Here is a 19,090-nt window from a genome sequence, read left to right on the forward strand (position 1 = left end):
CTACCATACCTATCGGTCAGCCTATCGCCAATACGCAGATTTATATTTTAGATGAGAATAAACATTTGGTTCCTGCAGGAGTAAGCGGGGAGATGTATATCTCTGGATCTGGATTAGCTCAGGGTTATTTAAATAATCCAGAGCTTACCGCAGAGAAGTTTGTAGACAATCCATTTATTCCGGGTACGAAGATGTACCGCACAGGAGATTTAGGAAAATGGCTAGCTGATGGTACAATAGAGTATCTAGGAAGGATTGACCATCAGGTCAAGATCCGTGGTCACAGGATAGAGCTTGGAGAGATCGACAGCCAGGTGCTTTCTTTCAGTGAATCGATTAAATCTGTTGTTACAGAAGTAAAAGAGCATGAAGAAGATAAGAGTTTGGTGGTGTACTATGTAAGTGATACCCCGATTGACAAGCAGGATCTGGCGAGACATCTGGAGAGCAAGCTTCCACAATATATGTTACCCGGTTTTTATGTAGAGCTTGACCAGATTCCTTTAACAAGCAATGGAAAGGTTGACAGAAAGAGTTTACCAGAAGTAAGCAGTTCAGATTTAATAAAGAACGAATACATCGCACCAACCAACGAATCAGAACAACAGTTGAAAGAAATCTGGCAGGAAATATTAAGAATTGAAAACATAGGAGTTACCGATAATTTCTTTGAACTGGGTGGAAACAGTATGAATGCCATAAGGATCATTGGAGAAATACAAAAGAAAATGAAAAAGGTGGTGAAAATTAATGTTTTCCTTGAGAAACCTACCATTAAGGAGCTGGCTGAAGTGATGAACGAAATAGAAAACAAAGAAGAAAACACATTTAGAACTATTATTTAACCTAGTAAAGACTATAAAAATTATTAAAAAATGGAAAATTTAAAAAACGATACCTATTTAAAACTTAATGTCGTAATTGAGCCATTGGTAGATCTATGGTATGCATGGTCTCACCTTATATCTCCGGTTACTGCAGCAATGAATATAAAGCATAGACACCTGAGAATTATGTCCTCTTATATTAAAAATGCAAAAACACATAGTTTAGCGGTTAAAAATCCTAAAATGCTGGGAGGTCCGTTCATCGATTATCAGACGGAAAGGGTAAATGAGGTTTCAAGATTACACGACGAGACCATCGAAAAAAGAGCACATTTATTAGAATTGGACAATGCCTTAAGAGAATTAAATGAGATTTTGCAATCAGAAGTTCAGGGCTTCTCTCTCAATAGTATGTATGAAAAGATTCCTGAAATTCTAAAAGGATATGTTGAGCTTTATTACGATTTAAATAATAATGTCAACTACAGATTAATAGAACCATTATTATATGCGAGTAAGTATTACGATGAGTCGGCTCAGTCTATAAGCTTACAATTAATTGATTCCGATGATTCAAGATCATTTGTGTTAAGTACTCCAAGATTACCGGATGAAAATGTTATTCATCTTGATATTCCTTTTAAATCTGAAGTAATAGATGAGCTGTTTACAATGAAAAAAATTCCGGGGGATTATAATAGAATCAAAGAATTATTAAATATTCCTGCTGAAAAAGAAGAGCTTTTCAAAACCTTTTTTACTAAAGAAAAACCGGCAGAATTCCGAAAATATAACGGGCCGGGAGTTAGAACCAGATATTTCGGACATGCCTGCGTTTTGGTTGAAACCAAAAAAGTATCAATTGTGGTAGATCCCGTTATAAGCTATGACGGATATGAAACAGATGTGAACAGATATACCATTAATGATCTTCCTGAAGAAATTGATTATGTTTTAATTACTCACAACCATCAGGATCATATTCTTTTGGAAACGTTATTACAATTACGCCACAGAATAAAAACGATTATTGTTCCAAGCAGCAGTAAAGGAAACTTACAGGATCCAGATCTTAAGTTGATGTTTAAGAAAATAGGCTTTAAGCAGGTTATTGAATTGAATGAGTTGGAAAGCATCGAAATGGAGAATTGTGTAATCACAGGACTTCCATTCTTAGGAGAACATGCAGATCTTGATGTTAGAAGTAAACTGTGTTATCATTTTTCCCTACACAATGGCATCAGACTTTTATTTGCAGCAGATTCTTGTAACATCGAGCCAAAGATCTATGAAAAAGTAAAAGGAATCGTTGGAGAAGTGGATGTGTTATTCCTGGGAATGGAATGTGAAGGAGCTCCTTTATCCTGGCTGTACGGACCATTAATGTATAAAAAATTAGAAAGGGATAAAGACCTTTCCCGACGTCTGGCCGGATCTGACTACAATCAGGGAATAGCCTTTATCGATATTTTTAATCCTAAAGATGTATTTGTATATGCAATGGGAATGGAACCTTGGCTGGTATTCATCAGTTCTATTAAATATACAGATGAATCCAAAGCTATTGTAGAATCCAATAAACTGCTGGAAGAATGTATATCCAGAGGCATCGAGGCAGAAAGATTATTCGGGGAAAAGACAATAGAATATGTATAACGGAATTACTGAATTGTAATGTAAAGTTAGATTTTAAATCAATGATCAATTATAAACTTTGCATTTGGTTTAAATAAAAATGCAAAGTTTTTAAATGGTCTGCTTGAATCCCAACGATATTTCTATGTAAACTCAATATTGTCTCCCTTAACAGATTGATATTGTTTTATATATTAAAAAATAATCAAAGATTATAAGCTGCATTAACTAAGGATAATTTTTAACAGAAATATCAATTATACCAAAATTTATGAAAAATTTTATTGATAAATTAAAAGAAAATAATATAGAAGTTGTATTGAAGAATGATGATTTAGAAATCATTTCCACGAAAGAGAATATTCCAACTGAGCTTTTGAAGGAAATAAAAATAAATAAAGATTCTTTAGTTCAATTTTTTAAAAATAAATCACTCTCAAATGTTTCTGTAGATGAACAAGGTAATATCCATTACAGAACATCTCATGTTCAAAGGGAAATATGGATAACATGCCAGGACCCTACAGCATCCATAACCTACCACTTACCTTCAAATTTCTATATTCGGGAAACTTTAGATCTTGAATTATTAAAAAAGGCATTGAATTTTGTTCTAAACAAATATGAAATTTTAAGAACCAATTTTAAATTAAATGCTTCAGGAGATTTGGAGCAAATAATCCATCATAAAGTAGAAGCGGATATACATGAAGTCGATTATACTCATGGTAATTATGGGGACGGGATGGATTTTATCAATAAAGATAATCTTGTAAATTTTGATTTAGAAAACGGTCTGCTTTTACGATGTTATTTAATTCATCTTCCTGAAGGAAATAGCATTTTCTATTATAATATACATCATATTATAGCGGATGAATGGTCCGTTAAGATATTTGAAAATGAAATATTCTCAGTATATAAGGCCTATTTAATCGGGGCTGAGCCGGAAAAAGAAGTAAAATATCAGTATAAGGATTATATTGACTGGACCTATGAACAATTGTCAGCTTCAAAGGATCACAAAAAATACTGGCAGGATGTTTTGTTACCGTTACCGGAAGTAGTTCAGTTTCCTACAGATAAGATAAAACCATCTTTCAAAACCTATGACAGTGTAGCTTTTCAGATGTTTTTATCCCTTGAGAATACCAAGCTGCTTAGTAATTTGGTGCAGAAAAGTCACGGAAGCCTTTTCATGGGAGTTCTTACAGTGTTAAAGGCATTATTGTACAAATATACCCACCATGAAGATATTATTGTAGGATCCCCGATGGCTATAAGGGAAAGAGATGAATTTTCTCAGCAGATCGGTTATTTTTTAAGAACATTGGTGTTAAGAAATAAAGTAAGTTCTACAGATAGCTTTAATACTTTCTTTGAAAAAGTTAAAGAGAACCTGATCTCCGCTTATGAGCATTCCATATATCCGCTGAGTGAGATATTGAATGATATTGATTTTAAAAGAGATCAGTCTAAAAGCTCAATTTTTGATATTTCAATTACATTTCATGAAGCCACAACAGATCCTTATTCAATACATGAAATAGTAACAGATAATATTCAGGAATTTAAAGGAGGTAACTGTAAGAATGATATTGAGTTTCACTTTGGTGTTATTAATGACCAGTTATATATCAAAGTAAATTATAATAAGGATCTGTATGATTCAGATATTATTCAGAACTTTATAAAACATTACAAAGAATTACTATTAAAATTTATTGACTCTCCCAATACTCCTTTATCAGAATTAGAATATGTAAGCTCTGCTGATCGGGAAATATTATTAAAAGAATTTAATGATACTTCTGTTTCATACCCTGACAATCAAAATATTGTTAGTTTATTTGAAGAAGAAGTGGCCAAAAATCCAGATTCAAGAGCTGTTGTTTTCGAAGATACAGTATTAAGCTACGAAGAGCTGAATAATAAAGCGAATGCTTTAGCTTATCGTCTTCAGGTGGATCATGGGATCAAGAAAGGCGATTATGTAGGAGTAATGCTTAATCGTGGAGAAAATCAGATCGTTTCTATTCTTGGGATATTGAAACTAGGAGCAGTTTATGTACCTATAGATGCGAATCTTCCAGAATCCAGGAAAGAGGTGATGACCTCCGGATTATCTTTATTGATCACCGAATCTTACTATTTCTTTGACCTTGATTTCTACTCTGGTGAATCTTTTTCTATAGATTTAGAATTTACAGAAGAAGATGCCTCAGGCTTTACATCAGAAGTTTTAGAAAGAGATGATATTGCATACATCATCTACACTTCCGGTTCTACGGGAGAACCAAAAGGAGTTTTGAATACTCATGGCGGTATTTTGAATACAATGTTATTCCAGAAAGAATTCTTTGAAGTTTCCTCTTATGAGAATGTTGCTCAGTTTGCTTCTTTTTCATTTGATGCTTCTATTTCAGAGATTTTTATGACGTTGCTAAGTGGTAAGAGTCTTTATATTTTGAGTGATTCAGTTAGAAAAGATGTTTATGCCTTTGAAGAGTATGTAAACAATCATTCCATTGATCTGGTAACACTGCCACCGGCATTTTTCAGTTTACTGAATGTTGAGAGACTTCAGGGATTGAAAGGTTTAATAACCGCAGGAGAATCAGCCGTTATCGGTAAGACGAAAGAATATTTAAAATATGGAACTTTTTACAATGCATATGGTCCTACAGAGACGAGTATCTGTGCTACCGTACATAAACTTGAAAAGGGAAGTGATTTAGCTTCTTCTACCATACCTATCGGTCAGCCTATCGCCAATACGCAGATTTATATTTTAGATGAGAATAAACATTTGGTTCCTGCAGGAGTAAGCGGGAGATGTATATCTCTGGATCTGGATTAGCTCAGGGTTATTTAAATAATCCAGAGCTTACCGCAGAGAAGTTTGTAGACAATCCATTTATTCCGGGTACGAAGATGTACCGCACAGGAGATTTAGGAAAATGGCTAGCTGATGGTACAATAGAGTATCTAGGAAGGATTGACCATCAGGTCAAGATCCGTGGTCACAGGATAGAGCTTGGAGAGATCGACAGCCAGGTGCTTTCTTTCAGTGAATCGATTAAATCTGTTGTTACAGAAGTAAAAGAGCATGAAGAAGATAAGAGTTTGGTGGTGTACTATGTAAGTGATACCCCGATTGACAAGCAGGATCTGGCGAGACATCTGGAGAGCAAGCTTCCACAATATATGCTTCCCGGTTTTTATGTAGAGCTTGACCAGATTCCTTTAACAAGCAATGGAAAGGTTGACAGAAAGAGTTTACCAGAAGTAAGTTCAGAAGATCTTATTACCACAGAATATGTTGCAGCTACCAGTAAAGAAGAAAAGGTATTAGTCTCTGTCTGTGAGCAGGTCTTGAAACACAGTCCGATCAGTATCCGTGATAACTATTATAATTTAGGAGGAGACTCCATAAAATCCATTCAGATAGTTTCCAGACTTCGTCAGCAGGGTTATAGTCTGAAGGTAGAACATATTTTACAATATCCTGTATTAGAAGAGCTGGCTCGGTATATGACAACAGATGTTGTGAATATTGACCAGTCTGAAGTTACAGGAGAAAGTATTCTAACTCCTATCCAGAGGTATTTCTTTGAAAGTGAAGGGATCACCAATAAAAATCATTATAATCAGTCTGTTATTTTAAAAAGCAGTGAAAGACTGTCGGCTTCTGTTTTAGAAACTTCCTTAAAATGTCTTGTAGAGCATCATGATGCTTTAAGAATGGTGTATAGTCAGAAAGAGGGAAAATGGAATCAGTATAATTCAGGAATTGATGGCGTACATTACCGTTTAGCGTCTTTTGATATCCGGGACAGTGGCAGTGAATCAGAAGAATTATTCCAATTACAACAAATAGGAGAGGACCTTCAGAGTACAATCAACATAGAGTCCGGAGTTTTATTCCATGTGGGTCATGTTTCCATGAGTGATGGGGACCGTATCATTTTAGTTGTTCATCATTTGGTAATGGATGGGGTTTCGTGGAGAATTTTGCTGGAAGATTTAGGTAATTTATATGAGTCAGAAATTAGAGGACAACAATATTCTCTGCCCTCGAAAACGGATTCTTTCCAGAGTTGGGGTAAAGCCTTGGATGAATACAGCAGAAGTTTGGAACTATCCAAAGAGCGTTTATATTGGGAAGGCGTAGAATCTGAAAACTATACAGCTCTTGTTACAGATTATCCTGTAGAAGGCAAACAGGTTTTAGATAAAAGCTTAGGCTTTAGTTTAAGTACTGATGCTACTAAATTATTACAGACTCGTGCAGGGAGGAAATACAGTGCAGAGATCAATGATGTTTTACTGACCGGTTTGGCATTGGCATTACAGAATCAGTTTGGGGTTAGCAAGACCAAGGTATTAATGGAAGGACATGGTAGGGAAGTGATGAACACAGGACTTGACATCAGCCGGACGATAGGTTGGTTTACCAGTGTATATCCTTTTAACCTTGATATCAGCGATAACAGTCAGCCTGCTTTGGTAAGTGTAAAAGAAGGTTTACGAGGTATTCCAAACAAAGGGATTGGTTATGGTATTTTGAATTATCTGGGTAATGCATTTTCTTCAACAAGAAATCCTTCCATACAGTTCAATTATCTTGGAGATTTTAATGAAATTGGAGATTCTGAAACTGAAGGGAAGCGCTCCTTATTTGATTACAGTTCCGAAAATATAGGCTCTTCTGTAGATTCTGCTAATTTATCTACAGATCTCTTGTTGGATGTCTCAGGAATGACGGTGAACGGAGTGATGAGTATCAATATCCGTTTTTCAGATAAATTATTTACAGAAAATACGATACAAAAACTTTTATCCGCCTATCAGTCTCACCTGGAAGCTATCGTGAAAGAGAGTGAAGATTCATCTGTGATTCTAACTCCATCAGACCTTACTTACAAAAGATTATCATTCAGCACCATTGAGGAGATCAGTAAAGGGAATGATATAGAAGATATTTATGAGCTTTCCCCGATGCAGCAGGGCTTGTATTACCATTGGCTGGTAGACCCTCACGGCTCAATTTACTATATGCAGACCTCCTATCGTATTAAATCATCTGAACTGAACTTATCTCTGGTAGAAAAAGCATTTGGAATGTTGCTCAACCGTCATTCTATTCTTCGTACTTCCTTTGAAAATCGTTATGGAGAAGTGCCTTTACAGATTGTTCATAAAAAAGCTCATGTAGACTTCAAACATTTGATATTAGAATCGGAACTTGAACTGGACAATATAAAGCAAGGGGATGTAAACCGCGGCTTTGTTTTAAGTGAACCTACACAAATGCGTTTGGTTATTGTGGAGTTACCGGATGGCTATTATGAATTCATCTGGAGCCACCATCATATCATTATGGACGGCTGGTGTCTTAGTATTCTGATCAATGATTTTTCAGCAATTTTAAGTTCTTTGGAACACGGAACAGAAATAAATCTGCCGGAAACCAAGAAATATTCCTCTTATATTGAGTGGTTAAGAGAAGTTGATGACCAGGAAACAATGAAATATTGGGAATCCTATCTTAGCGGTGTTAACGTGCCAGCAGTAATTCCGTTTGAACGAGACCGTGCTTCTGCCAACGAACCTAAGATAATTGTAAGCAATAAGATTAAAATTGAAGGAGATTCTTTCAAAGGAATTGAAAAATTATGCAAGAATATTGGAATTACGATCAACACCTATATTCAGGGAGTCTGGGGATATCTGCTTTCCAGATATAACGGATCAGAAGATGCTGTATTTGGAGCAGTAGTGTCTGGCCGCCCTCCTGCACTGGAAGATGTTGAAAATATTGTAGGACTATTTATCAATACCATTCCGATCAGAGTAAAATATAAAAAGGAAGATACAGTTAAAGAATTTTTCCTTGATTTACATACCAAGTCCATTCAAAGCAGTCCTTATCATTATTCTAAACTTTCAGATATCCAGACAATTTCGGGGTTAGGAAATAACATGATTAACAATATCATTGTTTTTGAAAATTACCCTGTTCAGGACTCTATCATGGACAACTATGTGGATAATGAAAGCAGCTCATCAATTGAAGAGATCAAAAACGTAGAAGTAGTTGATGAAACCAATTATTACTTTTTGATTACTGTATTCCCATCAGAAGACTCGGTAATGCTTGATATTAAATATGATGCTTCTGTATTCAACAGGGTATTAATGGATAATATCGGAATGCATTTTACTAATTTGTTAAAAAATATATTCATTGATGGCGAAAGAAAAATTTTAGAAGCTGGTTATTTAGGCGAGGATGAGAAAAAACTTTTATTAGAAGATTTCAACAATACCACTTCTTTTTATCCTGAGAATCAAAGTATCGTTAGTTTATTTGAGGATCAGGTAAAGCAGACTCCTGATCATACTGCAATTATTTATGAGGATCTGAAATTAAGTTATGCCGAGTTAAATGATAAGGCGTCTAGCCTTGCCTGGGAATTGCAGAATACCCATGGAATAAAAAAAGGTGGCCATGTAGGTGTGATGCTTAACCGTGGGGAAAATCAGATCATTTCTATCCTGGGAATATTAAAACTGGGTGCAGTGTATGTGCCGATTGATGCCAATCTTCCTGAATCCAGAAAAGAAGTGATGACCTCCGGTTTGTCTTTACTGATCACTGAATCTTACTACTTCTTTGATCTTGATTTTTATTCCGGTGGATCTTTTTCAATAGATTTAGAATTGACAGGAGAAATTAATTCAGAATTTAATTCTGAAGTTTTAGAAAAGGATGATATTGCCTATATCATTTATACATCAGGCTCTACTGGGGAACCAAAAGGTGTGATGAATACCCATGGAGGTATACTCAATATGACACAGTTTCAAAAGGAATTCTTTGGAGTCTCTGCTTACCAAAATGTAGCTCAGTTTGCCTCTTTTTCTTTTGATGCATCTATTTTCGAGATTTTTATGACCTTACTTTGTGGAAAGTCCCTTCATATTCTTAGCGATGTAGTTAGAAAAGATTCCTTTGCCTTTGAAGAATATGTAGAGAAGCATTCTATTGATATAGTAACGCTGCCTCCTGCATTCTTTAACTTACTCAATGTAGAGAAGCTTCAAAACCTGAAAGCAGTAATTACAGCGGGAGAATCGGCAGTTATCGGGAAGACAAAAGAATTCCTTCAACATGGTACTTTTTACAATGCTTACGGGCCTACCGAGACAAGTATTTGTGCTACTGTGCATAAAATAGAAAAAGGAAGTGATTTGGCATTATCAATAATACCCATTGGTAAGCCCATAGCGAACACACAAATTTATATTCTGGATGCAGATAAGGACCTGGTGCCTGTAGGAGTAACAGGGGAGATTTATATTTCAGGAGCAGGTTTGGCAAACGGATATTTGAATAATCCTGAACTTACCTCTGAGAAGTTTATAGAAAACCCTTTTATATCAGGTACTAAAATGTATCGTAGCGGGGATACGGGAAGATGGCTACCTGACGGAACTATTGAATATTCTGGCAGAGTCGACCGCCAGGTAAAGGTTCGCGGACATCGTATTGAGTTGGGAGAGATCGACAGCCAGGTAATTTCTTACAGCCATGCCATTAAGACTGCCGTTACTGATGTGAAAGAGCATGAAGGAGATAAAAGCATTGTGGTATATTATGTAGCAGATACTGAGATTGACAAAGACGAATTAACCAAATATCTGGAGGAAAAATTACCACAGTATATGGTGCCGAGCTTTTATGTCGAGCTGGAAGATATTCCTTTAACCAGCAATGGGAAAATTGACCGTAAGAAACTGCCTGATGTTTCTTCTGCCGACCTTATAAAGAATGAATATGTTGCTCCTGTTACACCAGCACAATCTGCTTTGGTAGAAGTTTGTGAACAGATTCTGAAACACAGTCCTATCAGTATGAAGGATAATTATTATAATCTTGGGGGAGAATCCATCAAATCAATTCAGATTGTATCAAAATTAAGACAAAAAGGATATACCCTGAAAGTAGAGCATATTTTACAGTATCCTGTTTTAGAAGAAATGAGTAAGCATATTACAAGCGAAGTCTCAGCAATAGAACAGTCTGTTGTAAGTGGAGAGATCAGCCTGACGCCTATTCAGCGTAGTTTTTTTGAGGATGAAAAGATCGTTAATAAAAATCATTTTAATCAATCCGTTGTACTAAAAAGCACTGAAAGACTCTCAGGTTCAATTTTAGAAAATTGTGTAGAGCAGCTGGTCAATCATCATGATGCGATGAGGATGATGTATACTAATGAGGAAGGTAATTGGAGACAATTCAATTCCGATATATCCGGTAAACATTATCGATATGAGTATTTTGATATCACTTCAAGCACATCAGAAACAGAAGAACTTGAACGTTTAGAAGATATTGGAATAACGCTTCAGACTTCAATAGACATCACTTCAGGGATTTTGTTCCATGTAGGACATGTGTCTATGAGTGACGGCGACAGAATTCTGTTAATCCTTCACCACCTAGTTGCGGATGGAATATCCTGGCGTATTCTATTGGAAGATCTGAACAATCTGTATGATTCGGCTATATTAGGACATGTATATATCCTTCCAGCTAAAACACATTCCTTCCAAAAGTGGAGTAAAGTGTTGGAGGACTATAGTACCAGCCCTTCTCTAGGAAAAGAACGTGCTTACTGGGAGAGCATAGAATCCGTAGATTATCAAATGATTCCTACAGATTATCCTTTAGCAGAAAATCAGGTTTCTGATAGTAGTGTGGGATTCTCTTTTGATAAAGAGCAGACGCATTTATTACAAACTAATGCAGGCAAGAAATATAATGCTGAAGTTAAAGATATTCTGTTAACAGCAATGGCTATGTCTCTGCAGGAACATTTTGGGATAAGCAAAACTAAGGTGCTGATGGAAGGACATGGTAGAGAGAACATTTCTGCTGATGTAGATGTTAGTAGAACAATAGGTTGGTTTACTAGTGTTTATCCTTTTTCATTAGATATTGGTGATCAGACCAAACCTTTTATATTAAGTGTAAAAGAAGGTCTGAATAACATTCCTCAAAAAGGGATTGGATATGGAGTTCTTCACTACCTGAATGAAAAAATTAAATCCTCATCGGATCCGAGCATATGCTTTAATTTTATGGGAAGTTTTGATGATGCAGGAGGTGTTAACAACAAAAAAATGAGGCTTGATTTCTCATCAGAAAGCATAGGTACAGCGGTTTCTGCTGACAATTTGAAAACTTCTATTTTACTGGATGTTTCAGGGATCATAGTTTCCGGAGTGCTATCTGTAAATATCCTTTACTCAAAAAACATATTTCATGAATCTACAATCGAAAAACTATCTCAATTGTATAAGAAAAATATGATAAAGATTCTGGAAGAAAATGAAAATGAAAGCATCAATGAATGGCAATATGGAGATACAATGACGTTGTCTCCTAACCAATATCATCTGTTCAGGAATAAATATTCATCAGTAAACTTTAATATAGACATACAAAGATTTGATGAAAATAATTTTGAACATACCCTTAGAAAGTGCTTTTCCAGATTTCCTTCTTTGATGACGAAATATGAGCAGGATCAGCTCCAGGTTTTACAACGATATATCTCCGAAACAGAAGTAGCTATAAAAATACATATTGAAAGCTTACAGGTGAGGTCAGAAGAGGAGATTAAAGCTATTGGAAAAGAGTTTATATTCCAGCCGTACGACTTATTTGAGGGCGAACTGATAAGAGTTTTTGTTGTTAAAACCGAAACTTCCGCTACTCCACAAGCTACGTTATTTTTTGGAATACACCACTCCTTATTGGATAATTATTCATCTAATTATTTAAAACATGAATTGGAGGCTTACTTTAATTCTGGTAAAGAAATTAGTATGCAACCTCACCATTTTACCTTTATTGATTCTCAGGAGAAATTTTTAAAATCCGATGACGGGATTGAACTTAGAAATAATCAGGTTAATTCCTTATTGACAACTCCTTTGTATGAAAATAAAGATTCCGGTAGTGACCATGTTTTCTTCCAGAATTTTATGATCAAGGAAGCTTTTATTAAAAATGAAGATTTCGTACATCTTAGGGTAGTATCTAAAAAAGCGTCTGTTCCTATGAATGCTCTATGCCTGTCGGTATTTTCCAGAATTATGACCGATTATAAAGGTCCAAACAAAAATTTATTCGGAATGCTAAGCAGTAATAGAGAAAGTTCGGAGTATGGTAATATGATCGGGGTATTAACTAATCTTGTTATGGTTTCACATACTGATTCTAAAAATTATTCAATTGAGGAAATGATGAAGAACTATGTAAGAATGATTGAGTGCAGATCAGTGCAAAAAATTCCATATCAAGTCATTAGACAGGATATAGAATCCATGGAAAGTAAAGATATCGAAAAAAATATTTTTGGATTTTATAGCTATTTAAGCCAGAATGAAGAAAAGGAATATGATTATTTTAATGAATACATGGAAGAAATGACAGAATTTGACGGAATTAATCTGAAAGCCTTTGAATATTCTAATGGAGTCTTAATTCAATTATCACAACCCGCATCTACTGCCAGTATTGATTTTTCAAAGTATATTAAAGAATTCACAGACTTTTTAAAAACGCAGTAATTACATATTTATGAAAAACGTTAAACTACTACATCTTTTAATTTTACTATTTCCTGTTCTACTTTATTCTCAATATAAAATAGAAGGGAGGGTATTAAACAAAGAAAAAGAACCTGTAAAAAATGCAGAACTTCTTTTTAAAACTACTCCTTCAAATAATAACAGGAAAGTAATGACAAATGATGGAGGAAACTTTAGTATAGAGCTCATAAAAGGTAAATACATACTGACCGTTAAAAACTCCGAGTATACCTCTTTTGAAAAAGAAATAATCATTAATTCGGATACTAAATTGGCTGACATAGAGTTGGTAACCGTCTCTAAATTAATAGAAGAGGTTAAACTGACTTCTTCACCCAAAATGATCATCCATAAACTGGACAGGACCGTGTTTAATGTTGAAAACAATGCTCTTGCAAACAAGGGGAATATTTTCGAGACGATGAAATCTGTACCGGGGCTTGTTTTGAAAAATGATCAGATATCAATGCTTGGAAGGGACGCTGTTAAAGTAATGATTGACGGGAGAATGATCAATTTAAGCGGAGATGATCTGAAAAACTTTTTAAAATCTATACCGAGCGAAAACATTAAATCTGTAGAAGTCATTAGTAACCCATCAGCCAGGTATGAAGCCGAAGGAAACAGTGGAATTGTGAATCTTGTTCTTAAAAAGACCAAAAAGAATTCATGGAATAACAATACTACTTTGACAACTGATGTTGCAAAAACAAAATATATCTTACAGACGGTAAATAACAATTTTACCTATCAGAAGAATAAACTCAGTTTTTTACTCAACACGGGATATACCTATGGTGACACCTTTACAAAACAGATGTCGGATATTTTCTTTTCGGATCCCTATTTCTTAACGACAGAGCAAAAGTGGAATTATAATCAGTTCTCCGGGAGGTTTTTGATAGATTATGACATAACGCCCAAAACAAAGATTGGATTACAGTATCTGGGAGGAGTATACAACAATTACGTTGACGATAATGTAAATACAGCTGTAGTTAACAACGCAAACGTACCTCTTTATTTTCTGAAAGGAGATGGACATATCCGTGATAAAAATAATAATCACTCATTGAATCTCCATTTGGAACAGAAGTTAGATACCGTGGGAAAAAAGTTAAATATAGACTTGGATTATCTTAGCTATGTAACAGATAGGAATAATACCATCCTTTCCAATCAATATAATCCGGATTACAGTTTTGAGGGAATTAATTTCTTTAATAGAGGGATTTCAAACCAGGATATTAATAATTATAGTTTAAAATTTGATATTGAACATCCCGGAAAATTTATGAATCTTAACTATGGAGGTAAAGTAGGATTTACAGGAACCAATTATTTACTCAATAATTATGATCTTTCTTCCAATAATACTCTAACTCAATCAGATCAGTTCAAATATGATGAAGCGATTCAGGCTCTCTATTTTAATGCAACAAAGAAGTTTTCTGATAAATGGGAGGGACAAATAGGATTGAGAACAGAATATACACAGACCAAAGGACATTCTGTCATCTTAGATCAGACTGATTATAATAAGTATCTGAAATTATTTCCGTCAGTATTTATCAAAAATACAATTAATGAAAATAATAGCTTACTATTAAACTATTCCAGAAGGATACAAAGACCATCTTATGGGCAGCTAAACCCGGCAAGATCCTATATCAACAGCCAGATTTCTTCTATGGGTAATCCATATCTGAAGCCATCTTATGTAGATAATATTGAACTTTCCCATACTTATAAGAGCCTGACTTCCAAATTGGCTTTTAATGTAAATTCAAATGCATACAATGTGTTCTTTAAAATGAATGATGAAACTAAAGAGCAGATCGTAACCTTTGATAATTATTTTAAAAGTTATGGCTATTCTTTATCGGAAACGTATGAATTTAATGCCCTTCCATGGTGGAAAAGTTATGTTACTCTTTTCCTGAATTATTCCCAGTCAAAGAAGACCCAGGATATTAATCTGGTTTTGAGGAACGGATTTGAGTTTTTTGGAGCCCTTAATAATTCATTGACTCTTAATCAATCAAAAACCTTGACCCTGGATATCAATTACTGGTACGGATCATCATCTAATCAAAATTTGTTTCATTACTCTGATGCCAATTCATTAGATATGGCTCTTTCTTACAAGACGCCCTATAAAGGATTAAATCTAAGCATTGCAGCGTACGATATATTTAATTCCAGTCCACGGACCATGCTGTCGGAAATTAACGGGATCGCACAGACTTATAAATCGTTCGCCAATAATAGATTCTTTAGATTTTCCATCAACTATAGTTTTGGAAATGATAAAATTTCCAAAGGAGAAAGAGCACTTGGAAATGAAAGTGAACGAGAGAGAAGCAGATAACCATAAAAACAATAACCTTATGAAAAAAATATTGGTTTATACGGATGCATTTAGAGGAAATATAATTCCTACGCTGGGAATCAGTGAAAAACTTCATCAGATGGGGGCTCATGTTCATTATATCGGTGTACCTGATGTGACAGAAATTATATCCGGGACATCATTTCCATCTACATCTATTTTTGGGGATTATTATCCGAAAGGCAGCAAATATGAGTCTGGTAAAATCAATGCGGATGTTATTCGTACAATTATCGATGGTGGTCTTGATGAGCTAATGCAGGATTTTAATCCGTCAGCTATTCTTTTTACAGCCTATAATCCAATAGAAGCAGCCACTTTCTATTTGAAATATAAGATAAAAACATTCCTGGTATATTGCCACTTTCCTGTTGATAACGATTTCAGTAAAACATCATTTACAGAAAAGGTAAAAGAATGGAGCATCAATATGCTTATGGATGATGCCAACCTGGAATCTACTAATCTTCTGATTAATTACCTTATCGATAAAGGATATGCAATGAATTCTCTGAACGATGTTTTATGTGTTTTTGAAAACTTCTATAATGTAGTACCTGCCTCAAAAGAATTCTTAATAGAAAATGCAGTGGTTAACGGAAATGATATGTATGTAGGACCTTGTATCCCTGAGCAGAATATATTTCACTTACATTATGATATGGATAATCTTGAAAATGAGATTTCTAAACAGAAGAAATCTGGAAAAAAGTTGGTTTATTGTTCATTAGGTTCATGGGCCGAACAAATTGATAACGAAAAAGCACAATACATTACGCAAACACTTATCGATAGTTTTCGACAGGAATCTATGGAAGATTATATCCTTAATATATCGGTCGGAAACTTATTTGATAACTATAAATCTCAGGCTTCAGATAGCATAAGAATTCACCAGTGGCTTCCTCAGGTGGCCATGCTTCAACATTCAGACCTTGCCATCATACATGGCGGAATGGGGGGGGTTAAAGAATGCATCATGCATGAAATTCCGATGGCTGTTATTCCATTAGGGCTTGATCAGTTTGAAAATGCAGATAGGGTAGCTGCCCACCAATTAGGAATAAAAATAGAAACTCATTCGATAAATAATTCAGGAATCATTTCAGTAATCAACAAGCTTCAGAATGATACCATTATAAAAGATAGTTTATCTAAAATGAAATCCAGTTTTGAAAAAGCATCGCAAGATGATGCATGGACAAAGTTTAACCCCTAAACACCAACCCCTAAATAATGAATAAACAGCTTTTTTTACTACATTTTGCAGGCGGAAATAAATATTCTTACAATTTTTTACAAAAAACAATAACCTCCGACATCGAATTTATTCCGATAGAACTGCCGGGTAGAGGAGAAAGATTTAGAGAGAGTTTAATAACCGGAAAAAAAGAAGCAATTGATGACCTTTTTCTGCAGATAAAAAAAAAGAGGAACGGTTCTCCTTTTATCGTATTAGGACATAGTATGGGAGCCTTGCTTGGCCTTTTTGTTACCCGGATGCTTGAAGAACATCATGATTTCCCGGAGTTTTTAATGGTATTAGGAAATCCGGGGCCTTTAAAAAATCATAAAATTCCTACCAGATACAATTTAGATGATGATACTTTCAAAAAAAGAATATCAGAGATGGGTGGAATTCCAATCGAAATCCTTGAAAACCAGGATGCATTTTCTTTTTTCGCTAAAATCATGAGGGCTGATTTCGAATGCATAGAAAAAGAACAGGGTTTTGAAAATGATGTCGTCATTAAAACACCCATTTATGCGATGATGGGCAGCGAAGAATCACTCAATACAAAAATTGAAAATTGGAGAGGATTTACAGAGTCTCAATTTCATCATTCAATATTGCCTGGAAATCACTTTTTTATTCATGATAACGGACCAGAAATAGGAAAACTCATTAACCATTGTTTTAAATTAAAAGAATCAAATTATGTTAAAAATAAAATCTAAACACATCATCTTAATATCCCTATATGCGGTTATAAGCAGTTTACTGAGTTTTGCTATTATTTATATAATAAACAATACACTGTCTAATCAGCTTTCGGCAAGCAGCTATATTTATATAACCTTTTTTGCTTTTGTTGTCTATGCTTATTTATTAAGTATCTTTTTTCAGAGAGAGCTCAATAAAATAACCTTTGAATTGCTTTCCCAATTAGAAAAGAAATTATTCCAGAAAATACTGGATACACCATTGATAAAAATCGAGAAATTAGGAACTCAGAGGTTTTATACAGCTGTGGAAGATACAAGAACATTTTATTCACTGCCGGCTGTGGTAACTGCAGCATTCTCCTCTTTACTGATGGTAATATTATGCCTTTTCTATCTCGTCAAATTATCTCCGGTATCTGCGGTAATTATTCTTGTTGCGATTTTGATAATTGCTGGAATCTATTATTTAGTAATGAATTCCTTATCAAAGTCGATAGAAAAGGTGAAAAAATATAATGAGCATTATTTCGGGTATGTACAGGACGTGATCAGTGGTTTTAAAGAATTAATGATCAGTGATAAAAGAAGAAAGAAACTGCTTGAAAACTATGTATATGAAAACAGGACTGCATCCTATGCGTTGGATTTTAAAATTAGTTTTTCCTTTTTATCAATAGGGCTTATCAGTCAGTATGGGATGTACATTATAATGGGTATTATTCTTTTTATATTACCTGAATTAGGATGGCTGAAAAGAGAATTTGTAATTCCATATGTACTGGTTTTATTATTTATTGCTGGTCCTATTAATAACCTGATCAATCTTCAGGATGTGGTCACCAGACTGTTTGTAGCGAACAAACGTCTTGAAACATTTTATGAGGATTTTAAAAATGAAAAGATTGTTAATGTACATAATAAAGAACTGGCGGCCGACTTTTCAAAATTAAATTTTAGGAATATTCATTTTAACTATAAAAATGATAATGCAGATGCTAATTTTGAGTTAGGGCCTATCAACCTTGAAATTAACAAAGGAGAAGTTATCTTTATTGTAGGAGGAAACGGAAGCGGTAAAAGTACTTTTATCAATATTCTTTCAGGTTTGTATGTTCCTGACCAGGGGGATATTTTTTTTGACGGGGAAAGAATAAGTTCAGAGAAGGAAATCCAGAATCTTATTTCTGCTGTATTTACCAGCAATCACCTCTTTTCACAAAATTATGATGACTATATACTGGAAAATAATCCAAAATATAAAATATTACTTGAAACATTTAAACTTGAAAATATCGTAAAAGACGATTCAGAAGAATCTGCCAGAAGAAGTTTTTCAAAAGGTCAAAGCAAAAGGATGGCGTTGATATTTGCTTTATTGGAAGACAAACCGATCGTAGTACTGGACGAGTGGGCGGCAGATCAGGATCCGTATTTCAGAAAATATTTCTATGAAGAATTGATTCCCAAATTGAAATCACAAGGTAAAACTATCATTGCTGTTACTCATGACGATAGATATTTCCATTACTGTGATAAGCTTTTGAAATTTGATTACGGTAAAATCGTGAAAGAAGATATTCCTGCAAATTTTCAAAATGCTTACTTTTAATACCATAGGTTT

Annotated in this window: 8 protein-coding genes; all 8 read left to right on the plus strand. The window is 34.6% G+C overall.

The window, feature by feature from the left end:
* Nucleotides 1–11 precede the first annotated feature (11 nt).
* The 8 genes from AAEU33_RS11870 (at nt 12) to AAEU33_RS11905 (ending at nt 19,078) form a co-directional block, all read left to right on the plus strand.
* Nucleotides 12–845 (plus strand): non-ribosomal peptide synthetase, encoded by an 834-nt coding sequence (locus tag AAEU33_RS11870; RefSeq protein ID WP_345992768.1) that lies wholly within the window; start codon nt 12–14, stop codon nt 843–845.
* Between the two features lie 30 nt (nt 846–875).
* Nucleotides 876–2,483, plus strand: a complete 1,608-nt coding sequence (locus tag AAEU33_RS11875) for an MBL fold metallo-hydrolase (RefSeq protein WP_273648447.1) — start codon at nt 876–878, stop codon at nt 2,481–2,483.
* Nucleotides 2,484–2,733: 250 nt separating this feature from the next.
* A complete protein-coding gene (locus AAEU33_RS11880) occupies nt 2,734–5,322 on the plus strand; it encodes a condensation domain-containing protein (RefSeq protein WP_345987698.1) in 2,589 nt (862 codons plus the stop codon).
* Nucleotides 5,298–13,109: an amino acid adenylation domain-containing protein gene (locus AAEU33_RS11885; protein WP_345987700.1), complete on the plus strand. Its 7,812-nt coding sequence runs from the start codon at nt 5,298–5,300 to the stop codon at nt 13,107–13,109. Before AAEU33_RS11880 ends, AAEU33_RS11885 begins: the two co-directional genes overlap by 25 nt.
* Nucleotides 13,110–13,119: 10 nt before the next feature.
* Entirely contained in the window at nt 13,120–15,501 is a 2,382-nt protein-coding gene (locus tag AAEU33_RS11890) for a TonB-dependent receptor (RefSeq protein ID WP_345987701.1), read from the plus strand.
* A gap of 19 nt (nt 15,502–15,520) precedes the next feature.
* Entirely contained in the window at nt 15,521–16,741 is a 1,221-nt protein-coding gene (locus AAEU33_RS11895) for a glycosyltransferase (protein ID WP_345987703.1), read from the plus strand.
* A gap of 17 nt (nt 16,742–16,758) precedes the next feature.
* Nucleotides 16,759–17,481: a thioesterase domain-containing protein gene (locus AAEU33_RS11900; RefSeq protein WP_345987705.1), complete on the plus strand. Its 723-nt coding sequence runs from the start codon at nt 16,759–16,761 to the stop codon at nt 17,479–17,481.
* A complete protein-coding gene (locus AAEU33_RS11905) occupies nt 17,462–19,078 on the plus strand; it encodes a cyclic peptide export ABC transporter (RefSeq protein ID WP_345987706.1) in 1,617 nt (538 codons plus the stop codon). Before AAEU33_RS11900 ends, AAEU33_RS11905 begins: the two co-directional genes overlap by 20 nt.
* Nucleotides 19,079–19,090: the final 12 nt, after the last annotated feature.

This window comes from Chryseobacterium sp. Chry.R1 (assembly GCF_039645525.1).
Classification (GTDB): Bacteria; Bacteroidota; Bacteroidia; order Flavobacteriales; family Weeksellaceae; genus Chryseobacterium; species Chryseobacterium proteolyticum.

Bases quoted from the DNA above. Each gene is read 5' to 3' on its own strand.
- AAEU33_RS11905 (WP_345987706.1), top strand. From the start codon at position 17,462: ATGTTAAAAATAAAATCTAAACACATCATCTTAATATCCCTATATGCG.
- AAEU33_RS11895 (WP_345987703.1), top strand. From the start codon at position 15,521: ATGAAAAAAATATTGGTTTATACGGATGCATTTAGAGGAAATATAATT.
- AAEU33_RS11885 (WP_345987700.1), top strand. From the start codon at position 5,298: ATGTATATCTCTGGATCTGGATTAGCTCAGGGTTATTTAAATAATCCA.
- AAEU33_RS11900 (WP_345987705.1), top strand. From the start codon at position 16,759: ATGAATAAACAGCTTTTTTTACTACATTTTGCAGGCGGAAATAAATAT.
- AAEU33_RS11890 (WP_345987701.1), top strand. From the start codon at position 13,120: ATGAAAAACGTTAAACTACTACATCTTTTAATTTTACTATTTCCTGTT.
- AAEU33_RS11875 (WP_273648447.1), top strand. From the start codon at position 876: ATGGAAAATTTAAAAAACGATACCTATTTAAAACTTAATGTCGTAATT.
- AAEU33_RS11880 (WP_345987698.1), top strand. From the start codon at position 2,734: ATGAAAAATTTTATTGATAAATTAAAAGAAAATAATATAGAAGTTGTA.